This is a genomic window from Corallococcus silvisoli (assembly GCF_009909145.1).
Lineage (GTDB): Bacteria > Myxococcota > Myxococcia > Myxococcales > Myxococcaceae > Corallococcus > Corallococcus silvisoli.
In genome coordinates this window covers 23,863-39,609 of sequence record NZ_JAAAPJ010000001.1, presented here as the reverse complement: position 1 = coordinate 39,609, position 15,747 = coordinate 23,863, and the positions used below count along the sequence as shown (strand labels likewise).

Genomic DNA, 15,747 nt, shown 5'->3' with positions numbered 1-15,747 from the left:
CCGGAAGGGTGCCCATGGAAGGGGGCGAGGGGGCGCCCCCAGGGGGACTCGGGCAACCCCTCCGGCGGTCTCCGCGAGACGCTATGCGACCTGTCGCCGACGGCGGCGCAGCCCCGGCACCCCCAGGAGGCCCAGGAGGGCCAGCCAGGAGGCATCCGGCGCGGCGCTGCACCCGCCACCCGCGAGGGCGCGCGTGTTCGTCACCGTCCACGTGTGCTCCGCGGGCGAGGTATCCGTGTTGCCTACCCCGTCCACCGCGCGCACGCGCAGGGTGTGCTCCCCTGGCGCCACGGTGTAGCGGTCCTGGCACGGGACCCAGGGGCCCCCATCCAGGCTGCACTGGAACGTCGCGTCCGCGTCGGAGGAGCCGTACTCGAACTCCGCCGTGCGGCTGGAGGTGGTGGGCGCCGGGCCCTTCACGATGAAGGTCTCGGGGGCCTGGGTGTCCACGATGAACGGCAGGGTATTGGACACGGGGCTGGTCCCACCGAACGGGGTCTCCGCCGTCGCCGTCACGGCGTGCGGGCCCTGCGCCAGCGGCGCCGTGGGCACGCAGCTCCAGGCGCCCGCCGCGTCGACGGTGGCGGTGCAGAGGACCGTGGTGCCTTCGCGCACCGTCACCTGGCTGCCGGGCTGGCCGGTGCCGGAGATGGCGGGCGTGGCGGTGTTCACGGTGCTGTTCGCCGTGGGGCCCGCGATGACCGGGGCCTGGGGCGCGGGCTCCTGGCCGAGCACGAAGTCCACCGGCGTCCCGTGCTCCGTGGCGCCCAGCACCGTGGAGGTGACGGTGGCCGAGTGGTCGCCATCCGCCACACCGGAGAGCGTGCACGTCCACTGGCCGCGGTCGTCCGCGATGGCGGTGCACGCGGGCGTCGGGGAGCCATCCACGTAGACGGACACGGACGCGCCCGGGGACGCGGTGCCGCCGATGTCCGGCCCCGTGCCGCCGCCCTGCGTCGGGTGGGTGATGGCGGGCAGCCGCTGGCAGATGGACAGCGCGTCCACGCGGTAGATGACCTCCGTGTCGGAGTTGTTCCCGTTCGCGCAGTCGACGTCGATGAGCGCCACGCGCACGTCACCCGAGGCCGCGTCGAAGTCCCGGCGCTTGCCGAAGCCCTGCGCCACGGCCTCCTGGAAGGAGGCGTACGCGGGCTGGCTGTAGCCCAGCGAGAAGCCCTGCACGCCCGTGCCGGGGTTGGACTGCGCCCCGAGGATGCCGGGGTGCCAGGACGCGCCGCCGGAGTACTGCACCGCGCCGGAGACATAGGCCATGCGATAGCGGCCCGGCACGGTCAGCTCCGGCCGCGCCGCGCCCGGCGGGAGGACGGGCATGTTGATGTTGGACACGTTGGTGCAGTCCGCGCGCCCCAGCCGCGAGTAGAAGACGTGCACGTCGCGGTTCTTGCAGCCGGACCCCACCTCCACGGTGCACGTGGCCGAGCAGCCATCACCATTCGCGGTGTTGCCGTCGTCGCACGCCTCGGCGGCCGCGCGGACGCCGTCGCCGCACGTCACCGCGCACGCGGACGGGTTGCTGCCCGCGCAGCTGTAACCCGCCTCGATGCCACAGGCCGCGTCGCAGCCGTCGCCGTTCGTGGTGTTGGCGTCGTCGCACTGCTCGCCCTCGTCGAGGAAGCCGTTGCCGCACACGTCCGCCGCCACGCACAGCTGGGTGTTGGGGTTGCAGGCCCCCTCGCAGACGTTGGACGCGGTGCACGCCTGGCCCACCTCCAGCAAGCAGCGCGGCGAGCAGGTGTCGCCGCCCACCAGGTTGCCGTCGTCGCAGACCTCCGCGCCCGCGCGGATGCCGTCGCCGCACGTCGTGCCGCAGAGGCTGGGCGCGCCGCTGCACGTGTAGCCGCTCTCCACCGTGCAGGCGCTGGTGCAGCCGTCGCCGTTGACGGCGTTGCCGTCGTCACACGTCTCGCCGGGGTCCACCACGCCGTTGCCGCAGGTGTTGAAGCACGCGGTGCCGGGCGCGGGGCAGCTCCAGCCCGGCTCCACCGCGCACGCGGTCGAGCAGCCGTCGCCATTGACGGCGTTGCCGTCGTCGCACGCCTCGGCGCCCGCGCGGATGCCGTCGCCGCAGAGGGTGACGCAGGTGCTGGGCATCCCCGAGCAGCTCCAGCCCGGCTCGACACGGCAGCCGTTGGAGCAGCCGTCGCCGGACTGCGTGGCGGCGTCGTCGCAGGTCTCGCCCGTCTCCAGGGTGCCGTTGCCGCACGTCTGGGCGCACACGGAGGGTCCCGCCGCGGGCGCGGTGCAGGCGTAGCCCGTCTCCACGCGGCACTCGGTGGCGCAGCCGTCGCCCGACACGAGGTTGCCGTCGTCGCACTGCTCACCGGGGTCCACGTTGCCGTTGCCGCAGGTCTTCGCGCAGGGCTGGCCCGGCGCGGCGCAGGCGTAGCCCGCCTCCAGGGTGCAGGCGTTGGAGCAGCCGTCGCCCAGGGTGGTGTTGCCGTCGTCGCACAGCTCGCCCGGGTCCAGCACGCCGTTGCCGCACAGCGGGGCGCAGGTGGACGGGGCGCCGGTGCAGGCGTAGCCGGACTCGATGCGGCACGACGCCGAGCAGCCGTCGGAGTCGTACGTGTTGCCGTCGTCGCACTGCTCCCCGGCGTTGATGACACCGTCGCCGCAGGTCTTCACGCAGGCCTGCCCCGGCGTGGGGCAGGCGTAGCCGGCCTCCACGCGGCAGCTCGCGTTGCAGCCGTCGTTGGCCTGGGTGTTGCCGTCGTCGCACTGCTCGCCCGGGTTCAGGTTGCCGTTGCCGCACGTCTTCGCGCAGGCGCTGGGCTGGCCCGCGCAGCCATAGCCGGGCTCGATGCCGCAGGTGGCGCTGCACCCGTCGCCGTTGGCGCTGTTGCCGTCGTCGCACTCCTCGCGCGGGGAGATGACGCCGTCGCCGCAGTGGTCGTCGAACGCGTCCACGAAGAGGTAGCGGAAGGCGTTCGGGGGCGAGGCCGCGTTCTCGTTGCACAGCTCGATGCGGTTGATGCCCGCGTGCCAGGGGGCGCTGGTGCCGAACTCGCGGAAGATGTTCTTCTGCCAGGGCTGGCCCGGAGGCTCGCTCACGGTGACGGGGGTCACGGACACGCCGTTCACCTTCGCGCTGTCGAACGCGTTGTCATTGAAGGTCGCCAGGCGCAGGCGGAACTGGGAGATGGTCGTCGTCGAGGGGACGAGGAAGTCCTGGTAGACGCACGTCTGCGCGCCCTTGGGCGACATGAAGCGCGCGGTCTGCATCTCCAGCGGCCAGTCGTTGGCGTTGCGCACGCCGGTGTCCGCGCCGGTGGAGGTGCCCGCGTAGAACCAGTGCGAGTCCACCCCGCCCGTGGGCAGGCGGCGGTTGTGCGCGTCCACGCCGGTGTTGAACACCGCCACGCCCGCCCTCACGCAGCGGCTGGGGCTGCCCGCGCAGGCGAAGCCGGGCTCCACCTCGCACTGCCGGCTGCACCCGTCGCCCTCGAAGCGGTTGCCGTCGTCGCAGACCTCCTGCGCGAAGGACGGGTACTGGCGGTTGTCGAACGTGCCGTTGCCACACAGGGACAGGTCGCACGTGGCCGAACAGCCGTTGCCGTTGTCCACCGTGTTGCCATCGTCACACAGCTCGCCGGAGTCGGTGACGTTGTTGCCGCACAGGCTGGCCAGCGAGCACGGGTTGCCGGGCACGTTGCACAGGTAGCCCGGCTCCACGGTGCCGGTGGACGAACAGCCGTCCCCGCTCACCGTGTTGCCGTCGTCGCACTGCTCGCCGGGCTGGAGCCGGCCGTCGCCCATGAGCGCCGACGACTGGCGCGCGAGGACGGGCTCGGGCGTGGAGGGGTGCGAGGGGTTCGACTCGCACCCGCTGAGGAGGAACAGCGAACACAGGGCCGCGGCGCTGAAGCCCGCGCGCAAGGCCATGCGTGCCGTCTGTCCCCGGAAGAGGGAATCCATCACGGTCATGAACATGAAGGGTCTGCCTTACTTCTGAAGGGTTTCCGGGGAAGAGGAGGAGGCCGGCGCCGTCTGGACGCCTTCGGCCTCTCCGATGATCTTGAACTCGACGCGGCGGTTCTTCGCGCGTCCGTCCGCCTTGGCGTTGTCCGCGATGGGCTGCGTGGGCCCGAAGCCCTTCGCCTCCAACCGCTCTCGCTGCACGCCCTTGCCCACGAGGTAGTCCACCACCGCCTCGGAGCGCCGCTGGGACAGGTCCAGGTTGTACTGGGCCTTGCCGGTGTTGTCGGTGTGGCCCTCGACGCGCACCTTCGCGATGTCCGGATGGGACACGAGGATGGCCGCGACCTTGTCCAGCACGGCGTTGCTGCGCTTCTGGATGACGGCCTGGTTGTTCTCGAAGAAGACGGCCTCCAGGATGCGGATGCTCCCCGAGTCGATGCGCGCGAGCGGCGCCTGCTTGCAGCCGCCGTTGGCCTCGGTGCCGGGCTCGTCCGGGCAGTTGTCCAGCCGGTCGACGATGCCGTCACCGTCGCGGTCGGGCTCCACGTCCGGGCAGCCGTCGTCGTCCTTGTAGCGGTTGAAGGTCTCCGGCTCGTGCGGGCACTGGTCCTTGGAGTCGACGATGCCGTCCCCGTCGGAGTCAGGGTCGTCCGGGCAGCCGTCCTCGTCCTCGAAGCCGTTCTTGTTCTCCGGCTGGGTGGGGCACTTGTCCGCCAGGTTGGGGATGCCGTCGTGGTCGTCGTCCTGGTCCGGGCAGCCCTGGAGCTGCGCGACGCCCGCGGTCGTGGGGCACTGGTCCACGCCGTTGCGCACGCCATCGCCGTCGGCGTCCAGGTCGGGACAGTCGGCCATCACGTACGGCTTGCCCTCGACACAGACGGGGGCCGGGGACGCGGGGGGCGTGCCGAAGGACACCCCCGCGAGCACGCGGAAGCGCGGCGTGCCCGGCGTCCGGCCAAAGCCAGGACCGCCCATGACGTACACCTCGGTGCCGTCGGCGGTGGGGGCGCGCAGGCCCGCGAGGACCTCCATCGAGCTGGGCGAGTCCTGCGTGGGCACGGTGCCGCGCACGATGACTTCCTCGCGCAGGCCCCAGAGGGCGGCGGACAGGTTGACGCCGCCGTTGAGCTCCACGCCCATCTCATCGAGATAGGGCCGCGTCTGCGGCGTCAGCGCGTACGTCTTGGTGCGCACGAGCGCGCCCACGTCGGCGCCCACGCGGAAGGTGCCGCCCAGCTGCTTCCCGGCGCCCAGGCGCGGGGAGAAGGTGAAGCCCTCGTCGCGGGTGAGGGCGGCCTTGCTGCCCAGGGGCAGGGCCGCGCCCAGGTGCAGCCCCAGGTCCAGCGGTCCGCCCCGGTTCTCGGCGAGGAAGCCCAGGCGGGCCTGGAGCCACGGCGTGCCCAGCGCGCTGGTGGTGGGACGGGTCAGGCCCAGTCCGGCGGTCTCCGGGCCCCACTGCGCCACGATGGGCACCTGCGCGCCCACCTCCAACCAGTTCGTGAGCGCGTACGCGGCGCTCACGTGCGCCGTCACGCGGTTGGAGATGACGTCGCCCTGCCGCTGGTCGTCCTCCACGACGACCAGGGGGCGGTTCTCGTAGTGCGCGGTGAGCCCGACGCGGAACTGGCCCGCGGAGAGCAGGTCCCCGGTGGACAGCACCAGGCTGTCGCGCATGCCGGGGTTGAGCTGCAGGCGCTCCAGTTCGATGCCCGGAATGGTGCTCTGGGCCTGGGCGCTGAAGGCGCAGAGGACGGCCAGTCCTCCGAGCCCAAGGTGATGCCTTCGTGCGAACAAGCGTTCCTCCACATCCACACGCAGGCGTAGGAATGCCCGCGATGGTGCGCGGGCGGTTGCACGCCAGGGGCCAGGGGATGTTGGGAGGAAGACAGTGAGGAAATGCGCGGGGATGCGGCGGCGAAGGGGCCGCGGCCCCGGGCGGCTGACACGTCAGGAATGGGGCGCTGACACACGGCCCCTTCCCGCTGACGCGTCAGCGACGCACAGGGTAGGTCACAGGTCGAAGTGGCCGGCGGCTTCGGGCTGGTAGGGCACGGCGACGATGCGCAGGCGCCGGGTGCGGCCGTTGGGCAGGGGCCACTCCACGGTCTGGCCCACGGACAGGCCAATCAGCGCGCTGCCCACGGGCGCCAGGATGGAGATGCGGCCCGCGTCGCTGTTGGCGTCCTTGGGATAGACGAGCGTCACCTCGCGCGTCTCGCCGGCCTCTTCGTCCTCGAAGACGACGGTGCTGTTCATGGTGACGACATCCCGGGGGATGGCGGCGGAGGACGTGACGACGGCGCGGGCCAGCTCGGACTCCAGCTGCTCCACGACGTCGGCGTTGCGAGCGTTGCCGTACTGTTCGACGACGCGCTCCAGGCGCTGGAGGTCGGTGTCGGTGACAAGGAGGGGATGGTCGTGGGTCATGGTCATGGGCTGCCTCCAGCGTGGGAAAGGAATGGCGGCGAAACGCATTCCCGGAAGGACGGGAGCGCGTGGCGCGGGTTCAGCGGGGAGAAGCGGAACGCCGTCCGTCGAGAACTACGCGAGACGGGCGGCGTGGGTGACAAGCCAGGCGGTGGCTCGGCCGTGCGCGGGCAGCGTCCGGCGGACAGAAGTCCGGCGCGGAGCACGCTGCATGCAGGCTGTGAGCGAAACCGTCATCTGACGAGGGACCCGGGGGAACGCGAACGCGTGAAGCCCTGAATGTAGCCGCGCCGTCCCTGAATGCAACCGACCCTGGGAAAACGAGCGGCCTGGCGAGCAGCCGCCGTGACGGCCGGAGGCGCGAAATCAGCGGAAATACGACAGCGGCTCCGGGGGGCGGTGAGGTTTACCCGGCGCGTGGGGATGTGGCATGGGTGGAAAACTCCTGGCCCGCCATGAAACGCCGCCCCGAATTCGACAGCCTGCGCGGAGTGCTCCTCGTCCTGATGACGCTGACGCACCTGCCCACCCGGTTGAGCGTCCTGGGCAACCAGCCCTTCGGCTTCGTGTCCGCCGCGGAGGGCTTCGTGTTCCTCTCCGCGTTCCTCGTCGGCGTGGTGCACGCGAAGAAGCTGGGCACGTCCAGCCCCGTGGCGATGGTGAGGAGCCTCTGGGCGCGGGCCCTCAAGGTGTACGGCTACCACGTCGCCCTGCTCGGCTTCGCGTTCACCATCATCGCGGCGCTCGGCGTCGCCGCGCGCAGGCCGGCCATCCACAACCTGCTCGGGTTCTTCCATCAGGATCCGTTCACCGCCCTGTGGAGCAGCCTCTTCCTCCTCTACTGCCCCCCGCTGCTGGACATCCTCCCGCTCTACGTCGTGCTGCTCCTGCTCACGCCCGCGGTGCTGCTGGGCGCGCGCAAGGAGGGCTGGTCCCGGGTGCTGGGCCTGAGCGCGCTCATCTGGGTCTGGGCGCAGGTGGGCCTCAAGCGCGCCCTCTACGACCTGCTCGTCGCCATCCCCGTGCTGCCGTGGCCGCCCCTGAGCATCGACCTGTCGGGCGCGTTCGACCTGTTCGCGTGGCAGTTCCTCTGGGTGCTGGGCGTCTGGCTGGGCGTCGCCCGCGCCACCGCGCCGGAGCAGCGCGAGCCCGTGTCCCGCAGGCTGCTGACGGGGGCGCTCGTCGTCAGCGCCGGGTTCTTCGTCGTGCGCCACCTGGACGTGGACCTGGGCGCCGCGTCGGTGTTGTTCGACAAGTGGTCGCTCGCGCCGCTGCGCCTCGTGAACTTCCTGGCCGTGGCCCTGCTCGCGAGCTGGCTCATGCCCCGGGTGTTCCTCTGGCTGCGCCCCAGGGTGCTGGAGGCGCTGGGACAGGCGTCGCTGCCCGTGTTCGCCGTCCACGTCGTGCTGTGCCTGCTCAGCCTGTCCCTGCTCGACGAGAACGAGGACCCGCTGGACTACTGGGATGAGATCGCCGTCCTCGTGGCGACCTTCTGCAGCATGTACTTCGTGGCGCTGCGGCAGCGGCTGTCGGGCCGGAGCATGGGCCCGCCCTCGCCGTCGTAGGCCCGGAGCGTCAGCCGCGCACGGCCGCCAGCGCGGCCTCCGTCTCCGCCACCAGGGTCCGCACCAGCTCCGCCGCCGGCCCCTCCCGCGACAGCCCCACGCCCTGCCCCGCCCACAAGGCCATGAAGCGCGTGTCGTTCTGCTTCGACGCCGCGGCCCGCAGCGCGCGCGTGGCCCCGTGCTGCTGGGGGAACGGCAGGATGACGCCGGCCTCCTCCAGCGTGGTCGTGAGCTCGTTCGGGATCGCGCGGGCGGGCCGTCCGGAGAAGGCGCGCGTGATGCGCGACGACTCGTCCCGCGCGTCCCGCAGCAGCGCCTTGTGCGCCGCCGCAGCGCTGGACTCCTGGCACCGCAGGAACGCCGTGCCCAGCTGCACCCCCACCGCGCCCAGCATCCGCGCCGCCGCGATGCCGCGCCCATCCATGATGCCGCCGCTGGCGATGACCGGCACCCGCACCGCGTCGACCAGCTGCGGCACCAGCGCCATCGTCCCCACCATGCCCGCCTCGAAGGAGCCACCGAAGGAGCCGCGGTGCCCTCCGGCCTCCGAGCCCTGCGCGACCACCGCGTCCACGCCCGCGGCCTCCAGCGCCAATCCCTCACGCACGTTCGTCGCCGTGCCCACGATGAGGATGCCGCGTGACCGGAACGCCTCCAGCACCGGCGCGGGCGGGATGCCGAACGTGAAGCTGAACACGGTGGGCGCCGCTTCGAGCACCGCCTCCACCTGCTTCGCGAAGTCCGGCATCACCACCGCGGGGACCTGAGGAGCGGGCAGACCCAGCGCCGCGTGGAAGCGCTCGAGGACCGCCAGCGCGCGTCCCGGGTCCTCGGGCGCGACGGCGGGCACCGGCGCGAAGAGGTTGATGGCGTACGGCCGCGACGTCCGCGCACGCACCGCCCGGGCCTGCTGGACGATGTCCTCCGGTGACACGTAGGCGGCGCCCAATGAGCCCAGCCCGCCGGCCTCCGCCACCGCCGCGACCAGCTCCGGCGGGGTCAGCCCGCCCGCCATCGGTGCCTGGATGAGCGGGTGCTCCACGCCGAGCCGCTCCGCGAACCCGCGCCAGGTCTGGGGATTCCTCATCGCGACACCTCCCGTGTCCCTGTCCGCCGTAACGGTCCGGCGCCACGGGGGCACCCCGTTCGCGTCGGGAGCATCAGTCTCGCTTCCGCGAGCCATGATCCACCGCGCGCCACGGGATGGCGATGGCTCCCGCGCGCTTCGTCCGGGGTCGCGGGCAGGTCCGTTCAGCGCCGTGCACTTCCCTGCGTCATTCGCAGTCGTAGTCCGGCACGGGCGCCCCTGGTTCCAGCACCACCGGCGCGGGGCCTCCCGCCTTCGCCAACGCGTCCCCACAGTCCAGCGCCGGCTGCTTCGACAGGTGCCGGTAGAGGACGCACGACGCGCGCTCCACGACGAACGCCTGCTTCGGCCAGTCCGGCCCGCGCGAGGCCAGGATGGCCACCGCGTACCGGCCGCCGTCCGGCAGCGTCACCAGCCCCACCTCATTGAGCACGTTGTAGCGCGCGTCATCCGAGCAGCACCCCGGCGGCAGCCACCCGCCCTTGTGCTGGAGCGACGCGCGGGCGCTCGCGGGCAGGCGCGTTCCCAGCCAGCCGCCGCAGCCCTCGCGGGGTGTCAGCTCCATCCAGCCCAGCAGCCGCGCCGTGGGCTTCGGCGTCAACAGCTCCCGCCGGTCCAGCCGCGCGAGGAACGACACCATGTCCTCCGCGCAGAAGTAGTTGTCGTTCTGCATCACGCGCGGGGAGTTCGTCGCCCACCGGGGCTTGCCGTAGTTCCACTTCGTCAGCGCCGTGTTCCGAAGCCCCAGGCCCTGGAGATAGACATTGATGGCATCCGGCCCGCCCACCCGGTCGATGACCTCTCCGGACGCCTCGTTGTCCGACGTCCGGAACACCTTCTCCGCAAGCGGCGCGACCGTCTCCACGTCATGCTGCCTCAGGGCCGCCGCCACCCAGAACACCTTCGCGGAGCTGGCGGAGATGTGGGGCGTGGCGCCCGCGAAGCTCGCGGACTCCCCCGTGCGCAGGTCCGTCACCGCCAGCGCCAGGTCCGTCCCGGGCGACAGCCGCGCGGCCTCCTGCCCCAGCGACTCCACCACCGTCCGCAGGGTCTCCCGAGGCGCTCCCGCTTCCGGCGCCGTCGCGCAACCGCCCATCGCCAGCAGCCCCGCCGCGAGCAGCACCTTCCGCATCAACGACTCCTCGCCCACGTCAGTGGATCCACCGGTACACCTGCTCCAGCATCAGGGCCGTCACCAGCCCACAGTAGGTCCCCAGCACGTACCCCAGCACCGCCAGCAGCACGCCCACCGGGGCGAGCGCGGGGTGGAAGGCCGCCGCCACCACCGACGCGGAGGCCGTGCCGCCCACGTTCGCCTGCGAGCCCACCGCCGCGAAGAACACCGGCGCCCTCAGCCACCGCCGCGCGCCCATCGTCACCGCCGCGTGGATGCACATCCACACCGCGCCCACCGCCACCAGCGCGGGCGCGTCCCACAGCCGCCGGAACTCCGCCTGCGCGCCAATCGTCGCCACCAGCAGGTACAGGAACAGCGAGCCCATGCGGCTGGCCCCCGCCCCCTCCAGCCGGCGCACCGGCGTGAACGACAGCACCACGCCCACCGTCGTCACCAGCAGCACCACCCAGGTGAAGCCCGTCACCACGCTGCCCAGGTCTGGCAGCCGCTTCGCCAGCGCCGTGCACGCCATCGTCACGCCGAAGGCCACCGCCAGCATCGACAGCAGGTCCGACAGGCTCGCGGGCCGGGCGGTGGCCGCCTGGAGCCGCGCGGACTCCTCCCGCACCCGGTCCAGCGCCGTCCTGTCCGCGCCGATGCTCGCATCCATCGCCTGCTCCCGCCCGGCGAAGGACAGCAGCACCGCCGTCCACACGTTGGACACGCCCACGTCCACCACCACCAGCATGCTCAACGTGCTGTCCAGCGCCCCCACGCTCTGGCCAATGGCCACGAAGTTCGCGCTGCCGCCAATCCACGACCCGCTGAGGGCCGCCAAGCCCTTCCACGCCTGCTCCCCCAGCTCCGCCGGCACCAGCCACCCCAACGCCAGATACGCCAGCGGCCCGCCCACCATGATGCCCACGGAGCCCGCCAGGAACACCCCCAGCGCGTCGCGGCCCAACCGGGCGATGGCGGGCAGGTCCACCGACAGCACCAGCAACACCAGGCTCGCCGGCAGGAGGTACACGCGCGTGAAGCGGTACAGCTCCGACTCCGTGGGGATGACGCCCGTGTTCGACAGCAGCGTCGGCACGAAGTACGCGAACACCAGCAGCGGCACGACGTTGAAGAACCGCTCCACCGCCGGGAGGCGCTGCAAGGCATACAGCCCCGCCAGCACCGCGAGCAGCACGGCGAGGACCGCCATCGGATCCTGGATGAGCGGCGGCGTCACCGGAGCTCCACGCCCAGGCCCGCGCCGTCCCCCAGCTGGATGCGGCCCGCCACCACCGGGTGCGCGCGGTACGGGTCATCCGCGAGCAGCAGGTTTCCGTCCAGGTCCACCCAGTCCACCAGCGGCGCCAACTGCGCGCCCGCCGCGATGCCCAGGCCCGTCTCCACCATGCAGCCCAGCATCACCTTCAAGCCGCACGCGCGCGCCGTCTCGATGATGCGCAGCGCCTCGCGGATGCCGCCGCTCTTCTGGAGCTTCACGTTGATGCCGTGAAAGCCCTCCGCCAGCTTCGGCACGTCCGACGCCTTCGTCAGCGACTCGTCCGCCACCAGCGGCAGTGGCGAGCGCGCGCGCAGCCACTTCGCCCCGTCCACGTCCGCCGCCGGCAGCGGCTGCTCCACCAGCTCCACGCCCTGCGTGGACAGCCACTGGATGTGCGCCAGCGCCGCGTCCGGCGTCCACGCCTCGTTCGCGTCCACGCGGATCGCCTGCGCCGTCAGCGCGCGCACCGTGCCGAACACCTCCCGCACGCGGTCCGCCTCCAGCTTCACCTTGAGCACGGGAAAGTCCGCCGCCTCGCGCACCTTCACCGCCAGCGTCTCCGGCGCGTCGATGCCAATGGACATGCTCGTCACCGGCTGCTGGCGGGGATTGACGCCCAGCATCCGGTACAGCGGCACGCCCAGCACCTTGCCCGCCAGGTCATGCAGCGCCAGGTCCACCGCCGCCTTCGCCGCGGGGTTGTCCGGCAGCGCCGCGTCCAGCGCCTCGGACACGTCGCGGAAGGCGCGCAGGTCGCGGCCCTCCAGCACCGGCGCCAGCTGGTGGAGCGCCGCCTCCACCGTCTCCCACGACTCGCCATAGCGCACGTTGGGCGCGGCCTCGCCGTGGCCCACGTGTCCCTCCGCGCGCAGCTCCACGAACACGTTGCGCTTCACCGTGCTCGTGCCTCGGGAGATGGTCCAGGCGTGGCGCAGCGGCAGTTCCACGGTGCGAAAGCTCAACGGCGAGGCCATGGGCGGACTCCCTCCAGGGCCGCACCCTTAACATGGCACTCCCGGTAAACGCCGCTTCCGTTGCCTTCCGGGTCCCGAGGCGCGAGCCTCCCGCGCATGCGCTTCCTGCCCCTCGTCGCCGTCCTGCTCGCGCTGGGTCCAAGCCACGCCGCGTCATCCCGCCCGGCGCCGAAGGACGCGCTGCGGACCCTGCTCGCGGAGCTGGTCGCCGCGGACACGTCCAACCCGCCCGGCAACGAGACGGCCGCGGCCCAGGTGGCGGCGCGCTGGCTGCGCGACGCGGGCATCGAGTCGGAGCTCATCGAGCCCTCGCCCGGACGCGGCAACCTGCTGGTGCGCCTGAAGGGGAATGGACAGGGCAGGCCGGTCCTCGTGCTCGCGCACCTGGACACGGTGCCCGCCGTGCCCGCCGAGTGGGCCACCGACCCATGGAAGCTCACGGAGAAGGACGGCCTGCTCCACGGGCGCGGCGTGCAGGACAACAAGGGCATGGCGGCGGCGAGCATCCTCGCGCTGCGCCGCCTGAAGCAGGAGGGCGGCCCGCGCTCGCGCGACATCCTCCTGTACCTGGGCGCGGACGAGGAGGTGGGTTCGGGGCAGGGACTGGACTGGATGATGGAGCACCGCCCGGAGCTGAAGGAGGCGGAGTTCGCGCTCAACGAAGGCGGCCTCACGGAGCTGTCCCCGGACCGCGGGGCGGTGCGCTTCGTGGCGCTCCAGGCCGCGGAGCGCGTGTCCCGCAACGTGACGCTCAAGGCCACGGGACCTGGAGGTCACTCCTCCGCGCCGCCCGTGGACGCGGGGCCGCTGGTGCGCGTGGCCGCGGCGGTGGCGCGCGTGGGGGCCCTCACCTTCCCCGCCCACCTCACGCCCGCCGCGCGGCTCCACGTGCAGGGCCGAGCGCCTTCGACGCCGGGGGAGCTGGGAGAGGCCCTGCGCCGCATCGCGGCCGCGCCGGACGCACCGCCGGAGGAGGCGGTGGCCACGGTGGCGAGGCTGGAGCCCGCGCTGGGGGCCGTGCTGCGCACCACCTGCGTGCCCACCGTGTTCAAGGCGGGCACGCGCTCCAACGTCATCCCCGCCACCGCCGAGGCCACCGTCAACTGCCGCCTCCTGCCGGACGCGGACGCGCAGGCCGTGCGGGAGCGCATCGTCGGCGCGGTGAACGACCCGGACATCCAGGTGGAGATGGACGTGTCGCCGCCGGACTCGCCCATGTCGCCCGTGGGTGACAACGCGATGTTCCGCGCGGTGAAGGCCGCCGCGGCGCAGGTGTGGCCGAAGGCGCCGGTGCTGCCGCGCATGTCCACCGGCACCACCGAATCCGCCACGCTGCGCCGCGCGGGCATCCACGCCTATGGCATCGACCTGTTCGCCCTCACGCCCGAGGACGCGCGCACCGCCCACGCCCCCAACGAGCGCGTCCCCGTGGCGTCGCTCCAGCCCGGCGCGGAGTTCGTCTACCTCACGCTGAAGCACCTGACGCGCTGAGGGGGCGGAAGCCGTGCGGCCCTGGGACGCGGGCCACACGGACTCCACCTCCCGTCGGTCTACATGTCCTTCACGGTGTCGAAGAGGCTGCCGGCCGTGTCGTAGCTGAAGTACGGGCCCTGCCACTTGTAGACGTGGCTGGGGTCCGGGTTCCAGAACAGCCAGCTGTTGACCGAATACAGATACGCCCAGAACGTCTGCCCATAGCTCTCCAGCCACGGGCCGCCGCTGGCGCCGCCCGTCATGGTGCAGCTGATGGTGGGGAAGCCCCCTTCGTTCCAGGTGCTGCCATTGCAGTAATAGAGCTGCGAGCCGTCATAGGGCGGGTTCGACGGGTAGCCGAACTGGTAGATGTATTGCCCGTAGCCGATGCCCCACTTGATGCCCTGGCCGCCCACCGCGTCCACGATGCGCACGCCGTTGCGAGGGTTCATCACCACCGCCGCCACGTCGTAGGCGCGGTCCCCGTTGTTGATCCACCCGTTCTTCGCCCACAGCTGGTACGACGTCCAGACGCCGTACGGCGACCCCGCGTGGTACGCCGGCACGAAGACCCAGTTGGTGTGCCAGCCCCGCCCCGCCCCGCCGCCGTGCACGCAGTGGCCCGCGGTGAAGACCACCCGCTTGCCATTGCTGTTCACCGTGCTGCCCGAACAGGAATAGTTCCCGCCCTGGTCGCCCGTGTAGAAGATGCGGCCGCTCATCGAGTGGATGTCCGCCGCCCCCATGGGCACGCCACCGCGAGGCTCCGCGCCGTCCACGACCCCCACCGCCTTGTCCTCCGGCGTCCGCCGCAGGCTGATGGGCGCCGTCCCCGACGTGGCCGGCACGTCCGCGGGGATGGCGGCGGCCATCCGCTCCGGCGTCCAGTACGCGAGCACCGCGGCGATCTCCGACTGCGCCGCGAACGTGCGCGAACCCGCGTTGTCCGAGGGGTCCGCCGAAGCCCCCGGCGCCGCCTGGGCCGCGCCCCCCGCCACTCCCAGCACGAACACCGCGGCGGTGAAGGCGGTACGGCATTTCGACAAGAGGTGCATGACTGCCTGCCTTTCCTGCGACTTCGAGTGAAGGGCGGCAGACTATAAGTAACGTCTGACAATCACTGTCGCGGCGCTGTGATTGCGTCCGGGCGGTATTCTTGAAGCCAGACTTTCTCGAAGCCCCAGGTGAAGAGCATCCAGTGGTGAACCTGTCTGGTGAAGCCTTCCGCCAGGATGGGGCGCGTGACCGTGATGATGCGGGTTCCGGGTGAGCAGGTGCGAAGGTGGGAGACGAGGCGAGCCTTCGTCTCTGGGCTGAACGCCACCCAGTTGCAGAAGACATGGGTCGCATCCGTGAGCGGTTCGCGGGTCATGTCGCCCACGGTCAGGGTGATGCCCGCGGGCCTCAGCCAGGGCTCCACGCGCGCCACGTGGTCCGCGAGCAACTCCACGCCATGCGCCCCGGCGCCCAGCCAGCGCGCGGCGAGCAGCACCCGCCCTCGCCCCGCGCCCAGGTCCACCACCCGGCTGCCAGGACCCACGCCCGCCTGCTTCAAGAAGCGCAGCGCCGTCACGAGCGGCGTCTCGCCGTACATCAGCTCGCGGAACGACTGGCCCGACGCCTGGAGCACGCGGGCCATCTCAAAGGTGCGCCGCGCGCGGTAGGGCGTGCGCAGGATGCGCTGCCACCACAGCCCCAGGTACGGCCGCAGGAGCCGGGGTCGAAAGAGGAGCAGCAGCAGGTCGGTGACACGCAGCACGACGGCGATGACGACGCCCTGGAGCTGGAGCGAGAGCCGCTCCAGGAACGGCAGGTCGTACGCGTCCAGCGCGTCGTCGTGACGCGGGCCCGGTACAGGGGGAGGGGCGTTGTCCGTCATGCGCCGC

At 72.1% G+C, this 15,747-nt stretch carries 11 protein-coding genes; 2 read left to right on the top strand and 9 right to left on the bottom strand.

The genetic code is table 11. From position 1 onward, the window contains the following. Nucleotides 1–81 precede the first annotated feature (81 nt). The 3 genes from GTY96_RS00135 to rnk all read right to left on the bottom strand — a co-directional run bounded on the left by GTY96_RS00135 (nucleotide 82) and on the right by rnk (nucleotide 6,366). The gene (locus tag GTY96_RS00135) at nucleotides 82–3,951 is read right to left on the bottom strand and encodes a DUF4215 domain-containing protein (RefSeq protein ID WP_161663547.1); all 3,870 of its coding nucleotides are present in this window, start codon (nucleotides 3,949–3,951) and stop codon (nucleotides 82–84) included. 12 nt (nucleotides 3,952–3,963) lie between these two features. Continuing rightward, on the bottom strand, nucleotides 3,964–5,733 hold the full coding sequence (locus GTY96_RS00130; RefSeq protein ID WP_161663546.1) for an OmpA family protein: 1,770 nt from the start codon (nucleotides 5,731–5,733) through the stop codon (nucleotides 3,964–3,966). Between the two features lie 216 nt (nucleotides 5,734–5,949). Beyond that, the gene (gene rnk / locus GTY96_RS00125) at nucleotides 5,950–6,366 is read right to left on the bottom strand and encodes a nucleoside diphosphate kinase regulator (RefSeq protein ID WP_143908077.1); all 417 of its coding nucleotides are present in this window, start codon (nucleotides 6,364–6,366) and stop codon (nucleotides 5,950–5,952) included. 455 nt (nucleotides 6,367–6,821) lie between these two features. Between rnk and opgC the strand changes: the two genes are divergently transcribed. After that, on the top strand, nucleotides 6,822–7,931 hold the full coding sequence (gene opgC / locus GTY96_RS00120) for an OpgC domain-containing protein (protein WP_143907879.1): 1,110 nt from the start codon (nucleotides 6,822–6,824) through the stop codon (nucleotides 7,929–7,931). Nucleotides 7,932–7,941: 10 nt separating this feature from the next. On the opposite strand, the gene GTY96_RS00115 is transcribed toward opgC, so the two are convergent. From GTY96_RS00115 to GTY96_RS00100, 4 genes are all read right to left on the bottom strand, one after another. Further along, nucleotides 7,942–9,018, bottom strand: coding sequence for an NAD(P)H-dependent flavin oxidoreductase (locus GTY96_RS00115; protein WP_143907877.1), 1,077 nt, complete (start codon nucleotides 9,016–9,018; stop codon nucleotides 7,942–7,944). Nucleotides 9,019–9,205: 187 nt separating this feature from the next. Then, nucleotides 9,206–10,150: a serine hydrolase gene (locus GTY96_RS00110; RefSeq protein WP_161663544.1), complete on the bottom strand. Its 945-nt coding sequence runs from the start codon at nucleotides 10,148–10,150 to the stop codon at nucleotides 9,206–9,208. Between the two features lie 19 nt (nucleotides 10,151–10,169). Beyond that, nucleotides 10,170–11,372 (bottom strand): DUF819 family protein, encoded by a 1,203-nt coding sequence (locus tag GTY96_RS00105; protein WP_328700748.1) that lies wholly within the window; start codon nucleotides 11,370–11,372, stop codon nucleotides 10,170–10,172. After that, nucleotides 11,369–12,388 (bottom strand): dipeptide epimerase, encoded by a 1,020-nt coding sequence (locus GTY96_RS00100; RefSeq protein WP_161663542.1) that lies wholly within the window; start codon nucleotides 12,386–12,388, stop codon nucleotides 11,369–11,371. The genes GTY96_RS00105 and GTY96_RS00100 overlap by 4 nt, the downstream gene beginning before the upstream one ends. 96 nt (nucleotides 12,389–12,484) lie before the next feature. Between GTY96_RS00100 and GTY96_RS00095 the strand changes: the two genes are divergently transcribed. Continuing rightward, nucleotides 12,485–13,879 (top strand): M20/M25/M40 family metallo-hydrolase, encoded by a 1,395-nt coding sequence (locus GTY96_RS00095; RefSeq protein ID WP_161663540.1) that lies wholly within the window; start codon nucleotides 12,485–12,487, stop codon nucleotides 13,877–13,879. A 59-nt stretch (nucleotides 13,880–13,938) separates the two neighbouring features. Here the strand turns inward: GTY96_RS00095 and GTY96_RS00090 are convergent, their stop codons facing one another. After that, a complete protein-coding gene (locus GTY96_RS00090; protein ID WP_161663538.1) occupies nucleotides 13,939–14,916 on the bottom strand; it encodes a trypsin-like serine peptidase in 978 nt (325 codons plus the stop codon). Between the two features lie 62 nt (nucleotides 14,917–14,978). After that, nucleotides 14,979–15,740: a class I SAM-dependent methyltransferase gene (locus GTY96_RS00085; protein WP_235685264.1), complete on the bottom strand. Its 762-nt coding sequence runs from the start codon at nucleotides 15,738–15,740 to the stop codon at nucleotides 14,979–14,981. Nucleotides 15,741–15,747: the final 7 nt, after the last annotated feature.